Annotated in this window: 21 protein-coding genes, 1 tRNA gene and 1 pseudogene; 11 read left to right on the top strand and 12 right to left on the bottom strand. The window is 40.0% G+C overall.

From position 1 onward, the window contains the following. Positions 1–88 precede the first annotated feature (88 nt). The 3 genes from QOL76_RS20530 to QOL76_RS20520 all read right to left on the bottom strand — a co-directional run bounded on the left by QOL76_RS20530 (position 89) and on the right by QOL76_RS20520 (position 2,183). Positions 89–664 (bottom strand): DUF3575 domain-containing protein, encoded by a 576-nt coding sequence (locus QOL76_RS20530; RefSeq protein WP_283414837.1) that lies wholly within the window; start codon positions 662–664, stop codon positions 89–91. A 126-nt stretch (positions 665–790) separates the two neighbouring features. Beyond that, positions 791–1,225 (bottom strand): GNAT family N-acetyltransferase, encoded by a 435-nt coding sequence (locus QOL76_RS20525; RefSeq protein ID WP_283414836.1) that lies wholly within the window; start codon positions 1,223–1,225, stop codon positions 791–793. Continuing rightward, entirely contained in the window at positions 1,194–2,183 is a 990-nt protein-coding gene (locus QOL76_RS20520) for a PhoH family protein (protein ID WP_283414835.1), read from the bottom strand. Before QOL76_RS20520 ends, QOL76_RS20525 begins: the two co-directional genes overlap by 32 nt. Before the next feature lie 107 nt (positions 2,184–2,290). On the opposite strand from QOL76_RS20520, the gene QOL76_RS20515 reads away from it, so the two are divergent. From QOL76_RS20515 to QOL76_RS20500, 4 genes are all read left to right on the top strand, one after another. Beyond that, complete coding sequence (locus QOL76_RS20515; RefSeq protein ID WP_283414834.1) at positions 2,291–3,061, top strand: SAM hydrolase/SAM-dependent halogenase family protein; 771 nt, start codon at positions 2,291–2,293, stop codon at positions 3,059–3,061. Next, positions 3,061–3,360 carry a putative quinol monooxygenase gene (locus QOL76_RS20510; protein ID WP_283414833.1) on the top strand — a complete coding sequence of 100 codons (300 nt, stop codon included), beginning with the start codon at positions 3,061–3,063 and terminating at the stop codon, positions 3,358–3,360. The genes QOL76_RS20515 and QOL76_RS20510 overlap by 1 nt, the downstream gene beginning before the upstream one ends. An 89-nt stretch (positions 3,361–3,449) precedes the next feature. Continuing rightward, positions 3,450–3,531 (top strand) — tRNA-Leu (locus QOL76_RS20505). A 198-nt stretch (positions 3,532–3,729) separates the two neighbouring features. Continuing rightward, on the top strand, positions 3,730–4,923 hold the full coding sequence (locus QOL76_RS20500) for an ATP-binding protein (RefSeq protein WP_283414832.1): 1,194 nt from the start codon (positions 3,730–3,732) through the stop codon (positions 4,921–4,923). Between the two features lie 48 nt (positions 4,924–4,971). Here QOL76_RS20500 and QOL76_RS20495 read toward each other — a convergent pair whose 3' ends face one another. After that, positions 4,972–5,430, bottom strand: a complete 459-nt coding sequence (locus QOL76_RS20495) for a hypothetical protein (protein ID WP_283414831.1) — start codon at positions 5,428–5,430, stop codon at positions 4,972–4,974. A gap of 88 nt (positions 5,431–5,518) precedes the next feature. Here QOL76_RS20495 and QOL76_RS20490 point away from each other — a divergent pair, with 88 nt between their 5' ends. Continuing rightward, on the top strand, positions 5,519–5,746 hold the full coding sequence (locus QOL76_RS20490) for a Txe/YoeB family addiction module toxin (protein ID WP_283414830.1): 228 nt from the start codon (positions 5,519–5,521) through the stop codon (positions 5,744–5,746). A gap of 501 nt (positions 5,747–6,247) precedes the next feature. On the opposite strand, the gene QOL76_RS20485 is transcribed toward QOL76_RS20490, so the two are convergent. Together QOL76_RS20485 and QOL76_RS20480 are read right to left on the bottom strand one after the other, a co-directional pair. After that, the gene (locus QOL76_RS20485; protein WP_283414829.1) at positions 6,248–8,770 is read right to left on the bottom strand and encodes an ABC transporter permease; all 2,523 of its coding nucleotides are present in this window, start codon (positions 8,768–8,770) and stop codon (positions 6,248–6,250) included. Then, positions 8,763–9,440, bottom strand: a complete 678-nt coding sequence (locus QOL76_RS20480; RefSeq protein WP_283414828.1) for an ABC transporter ATP-binding protein — start codon at positions 9,438–9,440, stop codon at positions 8,763–8,765. The genes QOL76_RS20485 and QOL76_RS20480 overlap by 8 nt, the downstream gene beginning before the upstream one ends. 205 nt (positions 9,441–9,645) lie before the next feature. Between QOL76_RS20480 and QOL76_RS20475 the strand changes: the two genes are divergently transcribed. Further along, positions 9,646–10,335: an arylesterase gene (locus tag QOL76_RS20475; protein ID WP_283414827.1), complete on the top strand. Its 690-nt coding sequence runs from the start codon at positions 9,646–9,648 to the stop codon at positions 10,333–10,335. Positions 10,336–10,545: 210 nt separating this feature from the next. Here QOL76_RS20475 and QOL76_RS20470 read toward each other — a convergent pair whose 3' ends face one another. From QOL76_RS20470 to QOL76_RS20455, 4 genes are all read right to left on the bottom strand, one after another. Beyond that, positions 10,546–11,028 (bottom strand): hypothetical protein, encoded by a 483-nt coding sequence (locus tag QOL76_RS20470; RefSeq protein ID WP_283414826.1) that lies wholly within the window; start codon positions 11,026–11,028, stop codon positions 10,546–10,548. Between the two features lie 60 nt (positions 11,029–11,088). Then, entirely contained in the window at positions 11,089–11,808 is a 720-nt protein-coding gene (locus tag QOL76_RS20465) for a hypothetical protein (protein ID WP_283414825.1), read from the bottom strand. A gap of 60 nt (positions 11,809–11,868) precedes the next feature. Next, on the bottom strand, positions 11,869–12,492 hold the full coding sequence (locus QOL76_RS20460; protein WP_283414824.1) for a hypothetical protein: 624 nt from the start codon (positions 12,490–12,492) through the stop codon (positions 11,869–11,871). Positions 12,493–12,566: 74 nt separating this feature from the next. Next, a complete protein-coding gene (locus tag QOL76_RS20455) occupies positions 12,567–12,761 on the bottom strand; it encodes a hypothetical protein (RefSeq protein WP_283414823.1) in 195 nt (64 codons plus the stop codon). A 286-nt stretch (positions 12,762–13,047) separates the two neighbouring features. Between QOL76_RS20455 and QOL76_RS20450 the strand changes: the two are divergent. The 5 genes and pseudogenes from QOL76_RS20450 to QOL76_RS20430 form a co-directional block, all read left to right on the top strand. Beyond that, positions 13,048–13,575, top strand: a pseudogene (locus QOL76_RS20450) (arylesterase); the annotation flags it as partial. 168 nt (positions 13,576–13,743) lie between these two features. Then, a complete protein-coding gene (locus QOL76_RS20445; protein WP_283414822.1) occupies positions 13,744–14,934 on the top strand; it encodes a hypothetical protein in 1,191 nt (396 codons plus the stop codon). Continuing rightward, entirely contained in the window at positions 14,931–16,127 is a 1,197-nt protein-coding gene (locus QOL76_RS20440; protein ID WP_283414821.1) for a hypothetical protein, read from the top strand. Before QOL76_RS20445 ends, QOL76_RS20440 begins: the two co-directional genes overlap by 4 nt. Further along, positions 16,124–17,263 carry a hypothetical protein gene (locus tag QOL76_RS20435; RefSeq protein ID WP_283414820.1) on the top strand — a complete coding sequence of 380 codons (1,140 nt, stop codon included), beginning with the start codon at positions 16,124–16,126 and terminating at the stop codon, positions 17,261–17,263. The genes QOL76_RS20440 and QOL76_RS20435 overlap by 4 nt, the downstream gene beginning before the upstream one ends. Next, positions 17,260–18,444 (top strand): hypothetical protein, encoded by a 1,185-nt coding sequence (locus QOL76_RS20430; protein ID WP_283414819.1) that lies wholly within the window; start codon positions 17,260–17,262, stop codon positions 18,442–18,444. The genes QOL76_RS20435 and QOL76_RS20430 overlap by 4 nt, the downstream gene beginning before the upstream one ends. A gap of 62 nt (positions 18,445–18,506) precedes the next feature. Here the strand turns inward: QOL76_RS20430 and QOL76_RS20425 are convergent, their stop codons facing one another. Continuing rightward, the gene (locus tag QOL76_RS20425) at positions 18,507–19,097 is read right to left on the bottom strand and encodes a porin family protein (RefSeq protein ID WP_283414818.1); all 591 of its coding nucleotides are present in this window, start codon (positions 19,095–19,097) and stop codon (positions 18,507–18,509) included. 291 nt (positions 19,098–19,388) lie between these two features. After that, positions 19,389–20,774, bottom strand: coding sequence for a sodium-dependent transporter (locus QOL76_RS20420; protein WP_283414817.1), 1,386 nt, complete (start codon positions 20,772–20,774; stop codon positions 19,389–19,391). Between the last annotated feature and the right edge of the window lie 34 nt (positions 20,775–20,808).

The following is a 20,808-nucleotide window of genomic DNA, read 5'->3' as shown; positions in this document are numbered from 1 at the left end:
CCGAAAACACCTGTATTAGTTAAAATTTTTAGCATAAAAAAAGAGCCCAAAAAGGGCTCTGTATAGTTATTCGATGGGATGGGAAATCTTAGAATCTATATCCCAAGTTAAAACCAGCATTAAATTCTATTCCGCTAAAGCGATCTGTAACATCATCGCTGAAGTTCCTGCCTACACTAGCAAAAGGGCCAAAAGCGAAGTTTTTTGACAATTCCCATTTGTATCCAGCTCCTGCCCCAAGTATAAATGCCGTCATATCCGTGGTCTGCACCCCTCCACCATCAGCAGGCTCTTCAAAATCACCGAATCGAAGTTTAGCTAAAGGAAATAGAAAGAATCTACCATTATCACCATCTCCAAAGTAAAAATTCATTGAAGCCTGCAAAGAATTAGTCTTGTACTTTTTCCCGTTTTTCTCATTATTAATGCCAAAACGATCATTAATAAATCCTTTGAATTCCAAGGAATGATCATCACTCAAATAACGCTCGAATCCTACCTCCAGTGATCCGAACCAGATCAAATTAAGAAAATTAACATGGATTTCATTTGAAAAACCGCCATTTCCCGGAGTGGTACTTCCGCTACTAGAAATTACATCCTGAGAATATCCTGAAACCACTAATGCCAGAATAAGAGTGAGAGTAAAAGTTATTTTTTTCATCTGTTTATAATTGTTTTTCTATGATCTTAAGGAACCGTGCTTAACTACTAAACCCCCGAGGGGTTAACGCTTTGGCCATGCTCGATTTCATATTTCCATTATGAGTTGTAAAATTTGCAACAATACTTAAGCCAATTGCATTTTATAGTGCATAATTCCACACTCTTCAAATATATCTCCAGCTTTTTCAAATCCAAACTTTAAATAAAGTGGGACGGCCGAAATTTGAGAGTGTAGATACTTTATGTGATCCTTAGCCTCAGGGTTAGTATCAATATCCTTGAGAACAGCGACGACTAATGCCTGCCCTACGCCTTGTCCACGCACTTCTTTTAATACGGCAAAGCGCTCCAACTTCACTCCCTTACTCGTCATCCTCCATCGTGCAGCACCAACCGGCCTATCGTCCAAACATGCCAAGAAATGAGAACACTGACTTTCATACTCATCGTATTCAGCCTGTGGGTTAACGCCCTGTTCTATCACAAAAACCTGCTCTCTGATCTTATATGCAGCCTTCAGCTGATCGTCACGGGTTATTTTTACTACTTGCAGACTCATTCCTTTGCTGTTCTTTGTAATAATGATCTTTCTCGTATGCTTCGATGATAGACTTCACTAATCTATGCCTGATCACATCTTTACCACTTAGATTTACAATGCCAATCCCTTTCACATCCTTGAGGATTTTTAGGGCTTCAGACAAACCACTTTTCTGCCTTACCGGCAAATCCACCTGCGTTTGATCTCCAGTGATTATTACTTTGGAATTTGGCCCCATTCGGGTTAAGAACATCTTAATCTGCTCATTTGTTGTATTCTGAGCTTCATCCAGCAAAACAAAGGCATCATGAAGCGTCCTTCCACGCATGTAAGCCAAAGGGGCAATTTCGATTACTCGAGTTTCCTGGTAATATTTAAGTTTCTCCGGTGGCACCATATCCTGAAGTGCGTCATAGATAGGCCTTAAGTACGGATCCAATTTTTCCTGAAGATCGCCAGGTAAAAAGCCTAAATTCTCTCCTGCCTCCACAGCAGGTCTAGTAATGATAATTCGCTTTACTTCTCTATTCTTCAAAGCCCGAACAGCTAATGCAACTGCAATGTAAGTCTTACCAGTTCCGGCAGGCCCTAAGGCAAAAACCAAGTCGTTTTGCATCGCAGATTCTACCAATTTCCTCTGATTGGCTGACTTTGGCTTGATTACGATTCCTTTATTCCCAAAAACAATTACCTGATCCCGATTGGCTTCTTCAAATGGAATTCCTTCCACGTCCAAATAGTCTTTGACATTCTCAGGAGTGATATGACCAAAGCGATCTACATGCTCCAATAAAAGATTGAGAACATCGTTAATTCTCAGGATTTCAGGAGCTCCACCTTGGATTCGTATCTCATTACCTCGGGAAATAATTTTGCTTTGGGGAAAGGCAGCGGCAATTTGCCTGATATTCTCATTGGCTTCGCCTAGGAATTCTGCCAAGGGAACATTTTCTAACGTGATTACTTTTTCGACCAAACTGTTATTATTGATTAGATTATCGTTGAAGGTAGAAGAATAAAATTTCTATTTTTGTTCCAACCCCTCCTAAACAAAAGTACATAAATTTTAATTGACTTGCTTCTATGGCATTGGTGACATTCCTCTCAGATTTTGGGGACAAAGATTACTACGTACCGGCAGTAAAAGCTAAAATGCTTGCCGTAAATCCACAGTTAAACATCATCGACATTTCTCACAATATCGAGGCATTTGATATTGCTCATGCAGCATTTGTATTGCGTTCTACATTTCGAGACTTCCCTAAAGGCACTGTCCATCTTATATCCTTAAATACAACCGGCAGCATCACCCATGGATACATTGGTGTAAAGCTCGAAGAGCACATTTTTGTAGGACCAAATAATGGGATCTTAAGTCTACTGGCGGATCATGAGCCTGGCATTATGGTGCAGTTTGCGGACATACACTTGAAAGATTCAACCTTTCCTACAAAAGATATTTTGGCACCCATCGCTGCGAAAGTTGCCAGTGGAGCTGCCATTCATGATTTCGGTGGACCTTTGAAAAACTTCCGAAAGCTAATGTCCCGCCATCCAAAAGCTACACGCGAGCATATAACTGGACATGTACTACGCGTAGATCGATATGGAAATCTAATCACGAATATTAACAAGGAAGTATTCGATAAGTTAAACCCAGGCAAATTCACCATTGAATTTGGCAGGGAATCAGTTAACAGATTGAATAATGGATATGACCAGGTAGAGCCTGGCGATTGTTTTGCTTTTTTCAACAGCTTGAACCTATTAGAAATTGGGATCAATCACGGACACGGAGGTGATTTACTTGGTTTGAAATATGACAGCGTCATTTATGTAACCTTCCATCCCTAATGTTAATCCGGATCGTAAGAATGACTTTCAGGCCAGAAGCGGTGGATGATTTCTTGGAAAACTTCAATGCAAACAAGAAATCCATTCGGAATTTTCCAGGTTGCCACCATTTGGAGCTTTGGCAAGATGAAAATGTTAAAAATATTTTCCTGACACACAGTCATTGGGAAAGCGAAGAGCACCTGAATCAATACCGTGATTCTGAGCTTTTTAAATCAGTTTGGACATTTACCAAAGCGCTGTTTTCTGATAAACCTATTGCCTTTAGCTCAAGAAAGTTGGAAGAAGTAGAAAAATGAGTTTGTAGAAAAAAGATTCTTTCTTCATATTTGCATCCCGTTACGCAAGTGACGGAGCCAAGTCAGGTGTAAGGCCAGACTTACCGAATGCCCAGATGGCGGAATCGGTAGACGCGTTGGTCTCAAACACCAATGCCGCAAGGCGTGCCGGTTCGACTCCGGCTCTGGGTACAAAAGCTCGCTGAAAAGCGGGCTTTTTTCGTTTACACCTCCCTAAACATTTAATGGCTTTTTCCCCGCGCCTACATTAATTCACAATTTTGTCTAAGTAAGTTAAATCCATAAAACCATGTAATTTGAAAGTTTAATTTTCAAATTACATGGTTTTAACATTATATTTATGCAATTTGAAAGCAAATTGTAAAGGAGATGATCCAAAGAATACTTGAAGAAAAGCTTATTGACAGCCTGAAAAATATGCCTGTAGTGGTTATTCTAGGCCCAAGGCAGGTAGGAAAAACTACTCTAGCTTTAGACTTGGTAAAGACTGCTTTGGACAAACCTATCCATTATTTGGATTTGGAGCTGAATTCTGATTTGGCGAAACTCGATGATGCAGAAAGCTATTTAAGACGCTTTGAAAGTCAGCTTTTGGTAATCGACGAGGTGCAAAGAAAACCAGAACTCTTCCCAGTTATTAGGGCTTTGGTGGATTTGCGCAAGCGGAACGGAGAGCGTGCGGGTCATTTTCTTCTGCTAGGCTCTGCCTCACGAGATCTTTTACAACAATCTTCTGAATCTCTTGCAGGACGAATTCGGTACTTGGAGCTCAATCCCTTTTCTGCCAATGAACTTAACCTGAACGATCCTCTGGGTTTTAACTTGGAGAAATTATGGTTTCGAGGTGGTTTCCCTGACAGCTATCTAGCTGACTCAGAAATCCAAAGTCAAAACTGGCGACGAGACTTTATTTCCACTTATGTAGAAAAGGATATACCGCTCTTTGGCCCACAAGTTCCAGCCACTCGAATGAAACGCTTTTGGTCCATGCTTGCACATTATCACGGACAGCAAGCGGTAATGACAGAGATTGCAAAAAGTCTGGAGGTAAGTCACACCACTGCCCGAAATTATCTGGACATTCTTCAGGATTTCTTCATGGTGAGGCAGTTACATCCTTGGTCTGGCAACACAAAAAAGCGATTGGTAAAAACCCCAAAAGTATATATTCGGGACACAGGATTATTACATAGTCTACTGAACGTTTCTTCTTTCGATCAGCTGCTAGGACATCCAGCCGTCGGGGCAAGCTGGGAAGGGTTTGTGATGGAAAATATCCTGAACCAATTACCCACTGACTGGTCAGCAAGTTATTATCGCTCAAGTAATCAGGCAGAAATTGACCTAGTTCTTGAGTTTGGGACAAATGAAGTATGGGGAATAGAAATAAAAAAATCGAGTGCGCCGACCATCAGATCAGGTTTTCATAGAGCCTGTGAGGACATAGGTTTTACCAAAAAATATGTGGTTTATTCTGGTGCTGACAGATTCCCGATGAGAGGAGATATTGAGGCTGTAGGGCTGATCGAATTTCTGGGGATGATAAGCACTGCAGAAAAATAGAAATTACTGGATATCCATATCTTTAAAGGAAGTCTATTGCTTTTCTATTCAAGGAGTATAATATTCACTCTTCAAACAAGGGCAGTATTCACCTAACTCACAGCCTTCAGGGTTGCCAGTACAAAAATCAAAGCAATAGATTCCATGCTTGAAAATCATCACCGGCCCCACTAAGATATCCATCAGTAGCTCATATCGTCGTGGCTGCGGTAGATCGTCCGGAAAGGCTACTTCCAAATTCCAGGAGTTCATCATCGAAACGAAAGCAGTAGTCACCTGAATCAATTGATCTTCAGAAAGCTGTTCTTTTGGAGGAAAGCTTTCCCGCTTTAGCCCACAGTAGCCTTCAAAGCCAGTCCTTTTTTCCTGACTTACAAACATTTCAGAATCTCGAAGAGACTCCTCCAAATCCTCATCTTCTGAATTCTTACTGGATTTTGAATAATAATCCTGTGGGCGATGTGCCGCCACGATATCCTCAACCAAAAAATTAATATAAGCCTGCATATCAAGTTTATTTTAAGAGTTTGAAAAATCATTTGACACTTGAAAATAATCATTCAAAATCAAAAATTCATTTTTTTTATAGAAAGGATTGGAAGACTATCAATATTGGACCGAGGCTGACATAAAGTTTTTAAGAAAAATCAATAAACTGATAAAGGAATGTCAGCGAACTCCTTTTGAGGGAATCGGAAAACCTGAGCCACTCAAACATGATTTAGCTGAAACTTGGTTACGAAGAATTGACCTAGAACATCGACTCGTATACCGAGTCAAAAATAGGGCATTAGAAATCGCTCAGTGCAGACATCATTATTAATAGAAAAAGGCCCACATTTCTGCGAGCCTTTCAAACTTTACATTTCTAATTAAAGAACTTACAAATTTTCGTTAGTTACCATCCTAAAAAAATTAGAAGAACCCCAAACAGCAACAGGCCTATTGAATAACCTCTATTTCTTATAACCCTATTATACCAAGAGGCTTCATTATAAGCTCCCCAAGAATGAAACAAATAATAGCATCCTGTGAATAGGGCATAAACTCCTATTATTGGAACCCAATTAATCTTGAGAAGAATCATTATTCCTTGCCACATTAAAATTTGCCCACAACCAATTATAGCCCAAATCCCCCACTTGTACTGAAGGTCTATATCCCCCCCATGGTACCACTTTCTAGTTTTTTTATCTCTTCTTTTTTCTAACCAAATCCCCAAAGCCAGAATTAAAACCCCAAAAAATAAGCGAATAGCCGAGTTTTCTGTCACCATTTCTGATAAGCCCTATATTTTATTAATACAGATTTCTAATTTCAAATTTCAACTCCCCCTCAATATCTCCATAGGAGGCTGATTGATGATCTTCCTTCCATTGAGCCATCCTAGGACTATCGTCAAACCAGTAATGGATAAGTAAAGCACCAAAGCTTCTAACCAAGCTCCTCGGAATGGGATGTTGAATACAAACTCACTCAATAGCCAAGTGGCTCCGAAGGACAAAATAATCCCTGACAGCGACGCTAAACTCCCCAAAAAGAAGTATTCTAATGTATTGATCTTACTTACGATTGCCGAGCTGGCGCCCAAAGTTCTAAGCAGAATACTCTCCCGCATCCGCTGATATTTACTGATTATCAGGGAGCTGATCAATACCAATATTCCAGTAGCAATACTGAAAAACGCCATAAACTGAATCACAAAGCTAATTTTTCCTAAAATTTCTTCCAGCGTCGCTACAATTGCCCCTAGATTGATAATAGAGATATTTGGAAATTCACGTACGATCTCAGCCTGCACATTTGCTGCTTCTCTGTCATTCTTGGTTTTGGTGATCAACACATGGAATTTCGGCGCCTGATCCAAAACTCCCTCAGGGAATAACACCAAGAAATTGGTGGAGACTTGATTGAATTTTACATCTCTTAGACTTCCTATAAAGGTTTTGATAGGGCGCCCCTGCACATTGAACTCCACTTCATCTCCTATTTTCATTCCATTGCCTTCGGCAAAACCTTTTTCAAAAGAAACGAAAACACTGTCTCCCCTTGCACCCATTGGGATTAACTCTCCATCGGTTAATGTCTCCGAAGAAATAAGCGAATCTCGGTAAGTAACACGAAACTCTCTATTATATAACCATCTAGAATAGTCCTCTTCATCAGGAAGCTCTTCGTTATCCTTTTTGTCAATGCCATTTATCTCATTCAGATTCATGGTCACGATAGGAACTTCCTGCATAATTGGCAGATCACGGGATAATATTTTGTCTTTTACATCCTGCAGCTGAGCCGTTTGAATATCAAACATCAGCATGTTCGGCTGATCTTCCTTATCTGCAAATTTTGCCTCTTCCAGCAATTGATTTTGAAGAAAAAAGAGCGTGGAAATCATCGCAGTTCCTAGCCCAATAGTAGCAATCAAGGAAACTGTTTGATTGTTTGGTCTGTACAAATTCGCCAAAGATTGACGCAAGGTGTAGGTAAAAGAGATCGGCAAAAACTTTCTAACAGCCCAAATGATGAACTGAGCCACAGCCCACAAAATACCAAAGGCAAAAACCACGAATGCGGTAAATCCAAAAGCAAAGTCCACCCTACCCAATAAATAGAAACTAAAACCCCAGATAAACCCTAGAATTCCTACGATTACTAACCAACGAAGTGGATCTTTCAGCAAAGTAGAATCACCAGTTTCTGGACGCAACGTGGCCATTGGAGACACATTTCTCACTTTCAGCAAAGGCAATAAGGCAAATAATATGGACACAAATAAACCTGTGATTATTCCAAAGCCAACTGACAACCAAGAGATGCCAAAGGAAACTTCAACAGGAAGGAAATCTGCAAAAACAGCTGGAAGCACAAACTGAAGTAAGGTTCCAAAGAAAGCTCCAAGAATAGCTCCGACCAATCCCATGATCATGATCTCAGTCAAATAAATAAGTAAGACATCTCTAGATGAAACACCCAAACAGCGTAAAACAGCCACTGAACTCAGCTTTTCCTTCACAAATACATTCACAGCACTTGCCACACCAACACAACCAAGAAGAAGTGCAATAAAGGCTACCAAACTTAGGAAGTTAGAAAGGTTTTCAAATGAACGACCAGTAGATCTCTTTCTATCCTCCACCGTGTCTGCATCTACCCGATCTTCTTCCCATACATCTTCATAAGGCTTGATCAAAGCTTCTACATCCGTGCCTAATTCAAACTGAAAGTAGCGACTGTAATTCACTCGGCTTCCGTATTGCACCAAGCCAGTTTCTTCCAAATAAGCTTTAGGAATATAAACTGCTGGTGCGACAGAAGCGGTAATTCCTGTCTGCCCAGGAACACTTTGCAACTCTCCAACAACTGTGAAAAGAACCTCTCCTACTTTGATCTGATCTCCAACTTCCGCGTTGAACTGAGCCATCAGCGTCTTTTCTACCAATGCTTTTTTCCCGCCTGAGCGGAAATCAGCATCTCCAGAAGCAGGAATGGTTTCTAAAAATCCATAAAACGGATACGCACCTTCCAGTGCACGAACCTGAGTCAAACGGCTTGCGCCGGTCTCAGGAAAGGCAACCATACTCGCAAAATTGACCTCTGAAGCCATTTGTATAGCAGCACTGTCAATCGCCTGCTCACCAATTGGCTTGTTGTTTTCAAGCACCAAATCAGCTCCCAGAAGCTCTTTGGCCTGATTATTAATATCTGCAGTGAGATTTTCTCCAAAGGAACTGATTGCTACCAAAGCAGCAATACCCACGACAATGGAGGAAACAAATAGTAAAAGTCGAGAGATGTTTTTCCGGAAATCCCGAAATGCCATCTTAATAATCCATCCGAAATCAGGCATCTGCACCCTCCTGTATTTTACCGCCCTTAATATGAATGATTCTTTGCGTTTTGGCCGCCAGTTCCAAATCGTGCGTCACCAAAACAAGCGTAGTCCCCTCTTCCTTATTTAGGTCGAAAATCAGTTTCTCGATCATCTCTCCAGTCTCTGTATCCAAATTTCCTGTCGGCTCATCGGCAAAAAGGATCTTTGGCTCATTGGCAAAAGCTCTGGCGATAGAAACCCGCTGCTGCTCTCCGCCTGAAAGCTGCGTAGGATAATGCGTCGCTCGATCTCCCAAACCTACTTTATCAAGAAGTTCTTGGGCTTTCTTTCTGGCGTCTTTTCTCTTTTTCAATTCCAACGGAACCATCACATTTTCCAGTGCGGTCAAGGTTGGCAGAAGCTGGAAATTTTGAAAAATAAAACCTACACTTTGGTTTCTCACTGCTGCGCGCTGATCCTCAGAAAGCTTCTCCAGAGAATTACCATCAAGTACCACACTTCCCGTGGATCCAGAGTCCAAACCGGCGCAAAGTCCAAGTAAAGTGGTTTTGCCACTTCCTGAAGGACCTACAATGGAAATGATTTCACCGGATTTAATGTCAAAAGTAACCTCGTCTAGGACAGTCAGTTTTCTGCTGCCACTTGTATAAACCTTACTCAGGTTTGAAACTGATAAAATATTCATGTGCTGTACTTGGGTGGGAAAGCTGTTGAGTAAAAGCTTAACGGCAATTGCTCTATATAGTTTGTGGAAGTTAACAATCCAACCACAAATCGACAAATAACTTTACAATGATGGTATTTTAAGTCTTGTTTATAATCTTTATCGAACCTTTTACCCTTAAAATCCTTTTGGGTATATAGTTTTACCATTCACAATTCAGATTTCTATGCGATTCAATTTACACCGCTCTTTCTATTTTACCGCAATACTTTTACTTGGATTGTCGGTTTTCTCTTGTTCTGAGAAAAAAGTAGAAACCACCCAAACGGAAGTCACTACAGAAGCAGCTACGGAGACGAAATCAGATGAAAAAATCATCCTATTCTTTGGCAATAGTCTGACTGCCGCCTACGGGATAGATCCTGAAGATGGTTTTGCAGGATTGACCCAGCAAAGAATTGATAGCTTGGGACTGAAATATAGAGTGATCAACGGAGGACTTTCCGGTGAAACTACTGCTGGCGGATTGAGCAGATTGGATTGGTTTCTGGAAGATAAACCGGATATCTTTATTCTGGAACTTGGCGGAAATGATGGTTTGAGAGGAATAAAACTCACCGAAACCAAAAGCAACTTGCTTAAAATCATTGATAAAGTCAGATCAAAATTCCCTGATACTAAAATCATTTTGGCAGGTATGCAGATTCCACCAAATATGGGGCAGGATTATGCAACTGAGTTTACCAACATGTACCCTGCAGTAGCAGAAGAGAAGGATGTTACCCTTATTCCTTTTCTCTTGGAAGACGTAGGAGGAATCCCGGAATTAAATCTGCCTGATGGCATTCACCCAACTGAGGAAGGTCATAAGATTGTATTTGAAACCATCTGGCCTTATATAGAACAAACTTTGTAATATTCAATCCAAGACCCTTTTTGTGAAGGTTTACCTTATTAAGGAGTATAACATTTTTGAAAAGAATGCAAATTTGAGTCGGTAAATGGAATTTGGGTTTATAAAAGGTGAAATAATCTTCAAAAGCCTACAGACAAAATTCCATCGTCAGCGATCTCTACCTTGAAGAGGTTACAAAATTGGGTTACTTAGTAAGAATGCAATCATACATTAGCTGATGTCGCCTTTAATAAAGAATCTGCATCCCAATTCAGACCAGCTTTCCCCCATTTGAACTGGAAGCAATTCGGCTGTCAGAATATCTTCCCCTCGATAGCCCAAACCTTGGAGTTCATTTTTTCCTAAAAATTCTTCCAGTTCTTGGGTCATATCGATAGCCAGTTTGTGCTTGATCAAATATGCTGAATTAATCACCAGATACCGAGGATCGTTATTTTCGGGGTCTACAAAAAGAAGCTGGGCGATCTGCTCAAACATCGAAATCGGATAATAATATAAATCATTTTCCGATTCCTTACCCTGGACTTCCAGCGGAGTTTGCGGCAAATCGTAAGTCTCGCAGAGGTAGTCAAGAGCTTTCCGAGCTTGGTCTTCGATGGGCAAGTCAGATTCGAATAATTCAGTTGTTTTCTTATTCAGTTCTGGCTCAGAATCTACCCATTCTTCAAGACTAGGCATGTTAGTTTGTTTCATCGGATTAAAATTAACTTCAAATGAATAGCCAGCTCAGATTAACTCTGGGCTGGATTCTGTTTATTTATAATACTGATTTCGAAGGCCATTGGGGCCATACCACTCTGGGCCAGAGATTTCCAGTGGCTTGAATTCTAATCCTTTATCCATTTTTTGTTTTTGAAGTTCATTTTTTAATTCTTCGGAAACGATTAAACACTTGGGACCAGTGGTATAGATGGCCAAAATATGGTGTGGGCAACCCTCCTTAATTAAAATCCTATAATGCCTTAGTTCATCCATATACCACATTTCCTTTTCCCTAAATTCTTTGAGTTCAAACAAATCATTGAATTGAATGATTTGCTCGGTTTTCTCATATTTTCTTGGTGTTTCATCTTCTGAACCGATTAATTTTCGCTTTTTAAATAAGAAAGTAGATCTGGGAATGTCCACCCATTCATCATCAAAAATCACTACATCCGTGATCCAGTAGCCTAACACCTTCTCTTTTCCACGCAATACCGGACAGGGATAAAACCGGATATTTCCTTTTCTGTAGGATTCTAAAAGCAATTTTGCCTGATCGGACAATATAACCCTCATCGATAGATTTGAAGAAGGTTTATAAATATCCAGTAGTTTTCCTCTAGCAGACACTACTTGGATATGGATCTTGTGATTAGACAAATCCTCCACTTCCGGTATTTGAGCCCCCATTATCAGGTCTTGTTCATCAAAACCAGAATCATATTTGATTTTTGCGACATTGTCTATGACATGTACTTCGTAATATTTCATTAGAAATCCAGATTGTTGATTTTAACTGTCGGATTATTGCTCTGGGCTGGATTCAGTTTACTATTTATAATATAGTTTCCGAATGCCATTGGGGCCATACCACTCGTTATCGGACAGTTCTAATGGCTTGAATTCAATACCCTTATCTAGTATTTGCTTTTGTAGCTCATTCTTTAATTCTTCTGAGACTATGAAATCAAAAATTCCGAAGCTCCTAAGAAATAAAAGATGAAACTTGCACGTACTTTTTAAAACGAGGTTTCTTGTAATAATGTAACTCAAGTGACTAAGATTCTTTTCATATTTCTCCAATTCTTCAAGATTCTGAAAAGTAATCGTATTAAGCTTACGCCCAAATTCTAAAGCCCTACCCTCTACTTGCTTTTCTACCCAGCTTTCGTAAAGTTCGAACTTGGATTTTTCGAAATCAACTTGCTGATCATCAAAATGGATCACATCTGTTATCCAAAATGAATCAATGATTTCAGAGCCTTTCATTATAGCACAACTTAAATAAATAAAATTACCAGTTCTATATTTTTCAAGTAGCTCCATTACTCTTGTTGACACTATTTTCCTACTACCCATATCCGGAGATGCAGAATAAAAATTCTTCAATGAAGAATTACTTGTAACTTTTTGAACTGGCGCTTTACCACTACTTGGCTTTCCATCTAGGTACATATAACCCAAAATATTTTGCTCCCCCGGTATGTATACCCTTTTAGTCTCATTAAATATTTTAACCTGAAAATACCTTAGTCCCATGTTGCATTGTTTATTTTTCCACCAGTAGGCAAGTTTTGAATTGCAGCTTTTGCCTTTGAAATCTCATCCATTATAAAATTATTTGCTGCATCAGGGCTAGCATTTCGATTTTTTCTTAGAAAATCATCAAGTTTTACTTTAAAGAAGTCATTGAATACTTGGTGAAAAGTGTTCTGAGATGCCATTACTAGGTTAAAAATACTATACCTATCTTTCTTATCTAGAAAAGGTACAGTGTAGGTTTTTCTTGGGATGGTGTCTTGGGTAAGGAGGTATCATCCAGATCAAAAAGAAAGTCTGAAGCGTCGCGGAGCTGTGCGGATTTAATCACATTTACACCCAGCCTCTTGGGCATCTGGAGTCCGAGGCGCTGCAAATCTGAGTTAGAAGCGGATTTGATCTGGAATGAACTTGTACTTTGTTCTATTACTTCACGCTCTGTAAGTTCTTCTTCTAAAGACTCTAGTTGTCAATAATCTCACAGCTGCTTACGGAATTAACCCTAAAGACGGATTTGCAGGATTGACCCAGCAAAGAATTGATAGCTTGGGACTGAACTATAGAGTGATCAACGGAGGACTTTCCGGTGAAACTACTGCTGGCGGACTAAGCAGATTGGACTGGTTTCTAGAGGACAAGCCAGATGTTTTCATCCTTGAACTTGGCGGAAACGATGGTTTGAGAGGAATCAAGCTTACAGAGACAAAAAGCAACCTGTTAAAAATTATAGATAAAGTCAGATCAAAATTCCCTGATACCAAGATCATTTTGGCAGGCATGCAAATCCCTCCAAACATGGGTCAGAAATACGCGACTGAATTCACAGAAATGTACCCTGCGGTAGCAGAAGAAAAGGATGTCACACTCATTCCTTTTCTATTGGAAAATGTGGGTGGAATTCCCGAGCTAAATCTTCCTGATGGCATTCACCCTACGGAAGAAGGGCATAAGATTGTGTTTGAGACGATTTGGCCTTATGTAAAAAGCCAAATTGAATAATCCCTATTGGACATCAACAGCATTGGCCTGTAAGTCACTTAAAAGGAGACCAATAACTTTTACTTTTAGTAACAAATATTACAAAACTCAGTCAATCAGGCTGAGTTTTTTTTTGGTGTCAACTGATTAACTACTATCTTATTCATTTAATCCACAAACCGTATTCAAATGCGTAAAAGCCTATTAATCTTACTTCTATTTAGCTCATTTGGCCTTTTTTCCTGTGAGGAAAAAGAAATTGTTACAGAAGTAGCTCCAATTGAACTTTCCATAGATATGGTTGACTCCTTAGATTTAGAAATCCTCGGCAATCCTTTGATGGCTTCTGTAAACAAGGAGGGCAGCCTTATTTCCTTTTTCGATTTTCCCTCTAGCGAGACTATTATAACAAATTCAAATGGAGAGATCCTTGGTCAATTCTCCAAAAAAGAAGATACGCCTGATGCCTATGGGTTCAAACTGGAATTGCCAGTTCTTTGGGGTGAAGACCGGGTGATCCTCATTGGTATGAGAGGGATTTTCATCTATGACTTGGATGGCAACATGATCAAAAAAATCGATCACGCTGAAGCTATGGGAAGTGCAGGATCCATGTCAATGCCAGGATTAACGGCAAAAATAGTCAGACTTGAAGGGAAAGAATACTTGATGACCAAGTCATTTAGAAGTCGAGACACCTATCCAGGAGAGCAAAAATTTTACGACACCTACAAAGCCGTCGAATTGGTAGATTTAGAAACTGGGGAAATGCAGGACTTTGGGCCCTTTGAAGCAGACACCAAATTCCTAGACGGTATGGGCTACGTGCAAAGCGATTATGCTCCTGCGTTCCATGTAAGGAACGGAAAATTATATCTCTCCCATGGCTCAGACCCAATCCTCTATATTTATGACTTTTCGGCAGAAGAAGCAAAACTCGACACAGCCATTCACTTGGCGATTCCAGATTTTTATGAGGTGGAAGGGCTTCCTCGAAGCGAGTTTTCTCCAGGCAATGTCACCATCAATGGAGGCACAGCAGCTATCAGAAATATTTTGATTCAGGACGGGAAAGTACTGGTCCACTACTACCCAGGCATAGATCCAAAAATCATGGAAGAAGCTAGGGCTCTATGGAGCACAGGGAAGGAAGAGGAGGGCGAGGCGATTTACAATAAAGCGGCTTCTGAAACCAAACCAGGCATACTTGTTTTTGATGAAAAGAGCTTAAACTACCTCGGAACTCTGAGTTTCCCTACTGGCATTAATCCAAGTGGCTTCATGGCAGATGACAACTTTCTCTATTTCCAAAGAACACCCGATCCAGACGTTGAAGAGGATTTTTTAAGAATTTATAAAAAGAAATTGACTGAAAAATGAGATATAAAATACTTGTCCTACCAGTTCTTATTCTACTCTTTTCCTCCTGTTCTTCTTCAGATACTACTGAAGAGTCATATGGCCAACAATTTCAACTTTCCTGGGAACTGGCGGACTCCTTGGATCTAGAATACCTTGGAATTCCTATGCTTACAGATGTTAGTTCAGAGGGCTCCAAATTGATTTTTTTCGATTTCCCAAGCAATGAAATAATTATTACGGATGCTGAAGGAAAGATTATCCACACTTTTTCTAAAGAAGAAGGAGATACTCCAGATGTTTATGGCTTTAAACTCGAATCCCCAGGCTTCTATGGGGAGGATCAGTTAGCTGTCTTTGGAGCAAATGGCTTATTCATTTATGATTTGGACGGAACTATGGTAAAAAAAATATCTCATCCTGAATCATTGAGCACGTTATCGTCCCGCACTATTATAGGAAAATCACTCGAATCAGCTACTATTAGCGATAAAACTTATCTCCTTCCAATATCAGTGCGTCCAGACAATTCCTTTCCGGGCGAGCAGGAATTCTACGAAGAATATCGGGCATTGGAGCTCGTGGATGTGGCGAACGAAACCATGACTGAAATTATTCCTTTTGAGAAAGGAAGTCATTTTTTGAATGGAAAAGGGTTTAACCCAAGTGACTACAATCCTGCATACGAAGCCAATGGAGAAACATTATATGTGGTACACGGCGGAGACCCCCAGCTTTATGTTTACCAGCTAAGTACCGCCGCCGCAAAGCTTGATACTGTTATTCAGCTAAATATTCCTGGATTTCTTAAACCTGAAGGAAAGGAACGGGAAAAATTCAAGGATGGGAAAATTGAAAACCGGGGAGGCACTGCAGCGATTAGAAATATTCATATTCTTGATGATTTGCTGTTACTGAATTTCTATTCTGGAAGGGATCCAGTTAAGTCTAAGGAGGTTGAGGCTTTGTGGATGGATGGAAAAGAAGAGGAAGCCAGAGCTATGTCTTTAAAAATAGAAGAGGAAGTTTCGAAAGGAACACTAGTGTATGATTTAGCTGATCTTAATTATCTAGGAACTTTGCCGCTACCTACCAACACCGTAGGCCAAACTTATGCCAGCGGAGGAGGTTTTGCATGGTTCCAACGACTTGGAGATCCGGATATAGAAGAGGATTTTTTAAGAATTTATAAAATGAAACTAACTAAAAAATGATTTACAGACACATTTTAATTGCCTTTTTAGCTTACAGCTTTCTGAGCTGTTCCTCCTCAGAAAAATCCGAAAAAGTAACATCTGAAACTTCAACTAAATGGGAACTCCAAGTTCTTGATTCTATCCAGGTGGATTATATGGGAAATATTTCCACTGGAGATTTTAGAGATGGAATGGGTATGCTATATGATTATACCGCGAATACATTAATCAAAATCGATTATAGAGGACAGGTCCTCTCCACCAAAGCATTTCCCAAAGACGGCCCAAATTCAATTTCTTTTATTTCTACTATCAAATTTGATCCAGATGGCAATCCTTATATAGGAGGCCACGATGGCCCTTATTTCGAGTTGAACGAAGATCTATCTGTGAAAAGAAAAATCGAAATGCCATTTGCATCCCAATCCTTTGGTGGCCTGATGGATGCGAAATCATTCGAGTTCTGGCAGGATAAAATAATTCTTTACTATACAGGAAGAGATGAAGTGGGACCTTTTACAGAAAATTATTTAAGAGACTATTTCTTGCTGGAAATGCTTAATCCTGCCACTGGAGAAAGCAGTCCCCTAATCCGAACTCCTGAAACCTCAAAATTCAGTACGGGCTTACTCTACGAAAGGCCTTCTATATCATTTACGACAGTTGAAAATGACCTATTGCTTTACTTCAACAACGAACCCAAGATCCACAGATTTAACTTGCTTGACTCCGGGAAGCACATAGAGACCCTAGATCTTAACCCTTCGAAATTTATTGAAGCCCCGGAGTTGAAAGATAAATACGAAAATTATGGCTACGAAAAATTGGTCGAAGGAAATATTTTTGGAGTATTTGCAAATCAGAAACACCTTGTAGTCCACTATTCAGAAGGGATTTCAGAGGAGGTTTTCGGCTCACAGAACTTCACGTTCCCTAAGGATTTCCCTAGATTAGTAGAATTAAACCAATCCTATTTCAAAATGTATGACGCTGAAAAAGGATGGTCAAATGAGGTTCCAATCCCTAAAAAAGTTAAGCAAATCTTTGCTATTGAGAATCCTACCGACCCGTTTTTTGCCCTCCGAAACGACGATTATATAGGCGAAGAGCAGGATTATCTTACTTTTTATAAACTACAATTGGTACAAAAATGAAAAACCTAAGCCACCTATGCCTCCTCGCCCTTTTTGCGCTCACATTAGCCTGCTCAGGTAAAGAAGAAAAAACCCAAACCTCCACGCCGCTTTCAGAACAAGCGTTAGAGTTTGAAATCTATGATTCGCTCGTGGTGGACTATCTCGGGAATCTCACCTTGATGGATATTAGTCCGGACAGAACTACATTTTTGCTCTCTGACTCCAATACTGACACGCTTTTCGTGACTAATTCAGATGGGGAAATTCTTCACTATTACATGCTTAAAGGTGAAGGCCCAAACAACTATGCGGGAAACCGAACTGGAATCGCCAAATTTTCAAGCAATTCTGAATTCCTTATCCCGACCTCGAGAGGGGTTTATTCCTATAATCTGGAAGGTGAATTACTAAAAAACTACGAACCAGACTTTACTTCTTCAGTCAGTTTGATCATAGGTGGAGCCAATAACAGTGTGATCCATGACAATAAATTTTACACCAATCTCACTGGACGTCATGCTGAAAAATTTGGACACCAAGGTGTAGAATTTCAACAAAACTCAAAGCAGCTTGAAGTGTTAGATTTAGAAACAGGCTCATATTCTCCACTTATCCCTTTCCCGAAAGCATCAAAATTCAGCAGTACTGAGAAGTCCTATCCTTTGCTGAACTTCCACTTGAACTTAAGTGCTACAGAAGACTCACTTTTTATAAATTTCAGAAATGAGCCAAAAATCTATGGATACGCTTTTGATCAGCTCGACTCGACTAGTGCTCCAAACTCCGTAAAATCAATCCCCTTTACTTCATTTATAGAAAAGGTGCCGAAAGAAAACAGTAAAGAAAATTCATTTGATATTCGAGACTTCTTTCTTGGGACGATCAATAGCATTATCGCAGTAGAGGACAATCTCTTTTTAGTTGATTTCTTGGCCGGCTTGTCCGATGAAGATTATAAGGACGCCAACTCAAATGCTGGAGGAGACATCAATAAAATATTTGACGAAGGCAGTAAATTCAATACACAAGGGAAAGTACTTTTTGATGGGACAAGCATCAGCCCACTTATCTCCAAACCAGAAATATTAGGCAATCTGAATAAATACATCACAAAAGACGAAATCTGGTTTTCACTTAATTTCTCAGCCGCAGAAAATGACTATTCGGTGATTTACAAAACAAGATTAGTTGAAAAATAACCCCATAAAAAATCCCGATTGAAATTCATCAATCGGGATTTTTAAGGGCCATTCCAGTGAGGTTAAAATAATTTGAAACCCACCGAAAGGATCCATTGGTTTGTCCGTTGATCAGTACTGAAATTCCCCACATTGCTACTGAAGCTATTGAGAGAACTCTCGTACTTAGCATCAATAATCAGGTTGCCAATATCCAAACCTAGACCAGCTTGATATCCAATAGTAGCATCATCATATTCTACATCCTGAATCGTGTTACCTGCATCTTTCAGCTCAGAATTCACATTTATGCTAGCTATTGGGCCAGCTTGAATCCTCAAAAGATTAAACATCTTAAAGCCAACCATCACTGGAATATCCACACGATTAAAATCCGCTTCATATTGGTCAATTGCCCCGACCCCCTCATCAAAGGAAAACTGCCCTTGTGTTTGCGTATACAGCACCTCAGGTTGCAAATAAAGTGGACCAAGGCCGATTCTAGCGAATAAACCAACATGGTAACCAAATTTGGAATCACCGTTCTTAAATTGATCCTTTTTAAAGTCCAGGTTTGTTTGGCTCAGCCCAACTTTGGGACCTAGAGAAAAGCCCTGCGAATAGCCAGTTAGCGCAAATGCCAACAGAGCCAGAGAAAGAATAAGTTTTTTCATGATGTAGTATTTTTTGGTTTAGTAAGCTTAGTAACGAAGGATTTTAAGAAAAATTAGCAATTCCCTTGCCAACAAGGATAATTAAGTGGAAGGTTTGATGTAAAAAGTCATCAGCAATAAGTCTCAGTGATCAGTCGACAGACTCCAATGCTAAAGGAACATTCGGCTAAATTAGAAAAAGTCAGAAGTGCGACCTTCGTGAACTTAGCAGCTAAAAATGTAGATGGTATCATAAATAAAAAAAGGAAGCCCGAAGACTTCCTTTTCAATTTCTATATGAATGTATTGCACTTAGGCTGCCTGAGCAGTACCAAATAAGCCAACCATATTCAGAATAAGTAGAATAATTACGATAGGACAAATCCACTTGACGAAGAACATCCAACCTGCTCTGAAAGGACCTTTGAAACTAGGAGCTCCCAATCTCAACTCATCCGCATAATCAGAGATTTTAGAAGCCCAGCCTGTGTAAAGCGCCAGCATCAAACAAATCACGATCACCGCAAACGTACCAAACACAAAATCCATGATTCCGAAGAAACCTTCGAGCCTATTGCCAAAGAAATTAATATGAAGTGAATTAAAGAAAGTGCCTGGAATCTGAGACAACGCAGATGGAACAGAAAGCGCCATGGCAGCCAAACCTATAGTCCAAGTTGCTTTTTTTCTACCCCACTTTCTGTCATCGATCATATAGGCTACTGGCACCTCAAGCATAGATATAGTAGAGGTCAATGCTGCTACCATCAGAAGAATAAAGAACAAGGCTCCTACTACGTGTCCGCCTGGCATTGCGGCAAATACTTTTGGCAACACATCGAAAACCAATGCTGGACCTGCAGCTGGATCTTTTCCAGGAAGCAATGCAAATAGCGCTGGAAACACCATCAAACCACCCAATAAGGCAACTGATGTATCCATACCTGCAATCCATCCTGCAGATTGTATAATGTTAGACTTCTTAGGTAAATAAGAACCAAATGTGATCATCAAACCCCAACCTACCGACATGGAAAAGAAAGCTTGACCAAGTGCCTGAAGTATAACAGCTGCATTAATTTTACTGAAATCTGGCTTTAAATAGTACTCGATGCCAGCTCCTGCGCCTTCCAAGGTAACTGCTCTGCCAGCAATGAAAATGATGATAATAAAGAGTACTGGCATCAAGAATTTAGATGCTTTCTCAATACCTCCAGACACTCCACCCAAGACAATAAGGATGGTCATTAATATGAACAAAAATGTCAATGGAATCACATACAGCGGTGTCTCCACAAACTCCGCAAAGTCAACTGGAACATTGATGATTTCTGTGATAATATAGCCTACAGTCCAACCAGCAATAACTGAATAGTAACTAAAAACGAAAAAACATACTAGCACACAGAGAACGCCTGCAAGCTGCCAAAATTTATTTCCACCAGTATCTCGTATAGCTCCGATTGGGTTTTTACCGGATTTTCTTCCTAGGGCTATTTCGTTAAATAGTAGCGGGAGCGCGATAAAAAGCACACACAGAATGTAAACAAATACAAAGGCGCCACCTCCATTTTCACCCACTAAATAGGGGAATCTCCAAATGTTCCCAAGACCTACGGCAGAACCGGCTGCGGCCATTATGAATCCTAAACTAGAACCAAATTCGCCTCTTTCTTCGGTTTCGTTGATTGCTGCCATAAATTATTTTAAAGTTAAATTAGGGTAAATAAAC

It is taken from the genome of Algoriphagus winogradskyi (assembly GCF_900182815.1).
In the GTDB taxonomy this organism is placed as follows: domain Bacteria; phylum Bacteroidota; class Bacteroidia; order Cytophagales; family Cyclobacteriaceae; genus Algoriphagus; species Algoriphagus winogradskyi.
The sequence above is the reverse complement of the archived record's forward strand: the minus strand, read 5'-3'. Positions and strand labels throughout refer to the sequence as shown.

What these genes read in the sequence shown, in the direction of transcription:
- QOL76_RS20530 (WP_283414837.1), bottom strand. Translation starts at nt 664, where the DNA reads ATGAAAAAAATAACTTTTACTCTCACTCTTATTCTGGCATTAGTGGTT.
- QOL76_RS20525 (WP_283414836.1), bottom strand. Translation starts at nt 1,225, where the DNA reads ATGAGTCTGCAAGTAGTAAAAATAACCCGTGACGATCAGCTGAAGGCT.
- QOL76_RS20515 (WP_283414834.1), top strand. Translation starts at nt 2,291, where the DNA reads ATGGCATTGGTGACATTCCTCTCAGATTTTGGGGACAAAGATTACTAC.
- QOL76_RS20510 (WP_283414833.1), top strand. Translation starts at nt 3,061, where the DNA reads ATGTTAATCCGGATCGTAAGAATGACTTTCAGGCCAGAAGCGGTGGAT.
- QOL76_RS20500 (WP_283414832.1), top strand. Translation starts at nt 3,730, where the DNA reads ATGATCCAAAGAATACTTGAAGAAAAGCTTATTGACAGCCTGAAAAAT.
- QOL76_RS20495 (WP_283414831.1), bottom strand. Translation starts at nt 5,430, where the DNA reads ATGCAGGCTTATATTAATTTTTTGGTTGAGGATATCGTGGCGGCACAT.
- QOL76_RS20485 (WP_283414829.1), bottom strand. Translation starts at nt 8,770, where the DNA reads ATGCCTGATTTCGGATGGATTATTAAGATGGCATTTCGGGATTTCCGG.
- QOL76_RS20480 (WP_283414828.1), bottom strand. Translation starts at nt 9,440, where the DNA reads ATGAATATTTTATCAGTTTCAAACCTGAGTAAGGTTTATACAAGTGGC.
- QOL76_RS20475 (WP_283414827.1), top strand. Translation starts at nt 9,646, where the DNA reads ATGCGATTCAATTTACACCGCTCTTTCTATTTTACCGCAATACTTTTA.
- QOL76_RS20470 (WP_283414826.1), bottom strand. Translation starts at nt 11,028, where the DNA reads ATGAAACAAACTAACATGCCTAGTCTTGAAGAATGGGTAGATTCTGAG.
- QOL76_RS20465 (WP_283414825.1), bottom strand. Translation starts at nt 11,808, where the DNA reads ATGAAATATTACGAAGTACATGTCATAGACAATGTCGCAAAAATCAAA.
- QOL76_RS20460 (WP_283414824.1), bottom strand. Translation starts at nt 12,492, where the DNA reads ATGTACCTAGATGGAAAGCCAAGTAGTGGTAAAGCGCCAGTTCAAAAA.
- QOL76_RS20455 (WP_283414823.1), bottom strand. Translation starts at nt 12,761, where the DNA reads ATGGCATCTCAGAACACTTTTCACCAAGTATTCAATGACTTCTTTAAA.
- QOL76_RS20445 (WP_283414822.1), top strand. Translation starts at nt 13,744, where the DNA reads ATGCGTAAAAGCCTATTAATCTTACTTCTATTTAGCTCATTTGGCCTT.
- QOL76_RS20440 (WP_283414821.1), top strand. Translation starts at nt 14,931, where the DNA reads ATGAGATATAAAATACTTGTCCTACCAGTTCTTATTCTACTCTTTTCC.
- QOL76_RS20435 (WP_283414820.1), top strand. Translation starts at nt 16,124, where the DNA reads ATGATTTACAGACACATTTTAATTGCCTTTTTAGCTTACAGCTTTCTG.
- QOL76_RS20430 (WP_283414819.1), top strand. Translation starts at nt 17,260, where the DNA reads ATGAAAAACCTAAGCCACCTATGCCTCCTCGCCCTTTTTGCGCTCACA.
- QOL76_RS20425 (WP_283414818.1), bottom strand. Translation starts at nt 19,097, where the DNA reads ATGAAAAAACTTATTCTTTCTCTGGCTCTGTTGGCATTTGCGCTAACT.
- QOL76_RS20420 (WP_283414817.1), bottom strand. Translation starts at nt 20,774, where the DNA reads ATGGCAGCAATCAACGAAACCGAAGAAAGAGGCGAATTTGGTTCTAGT.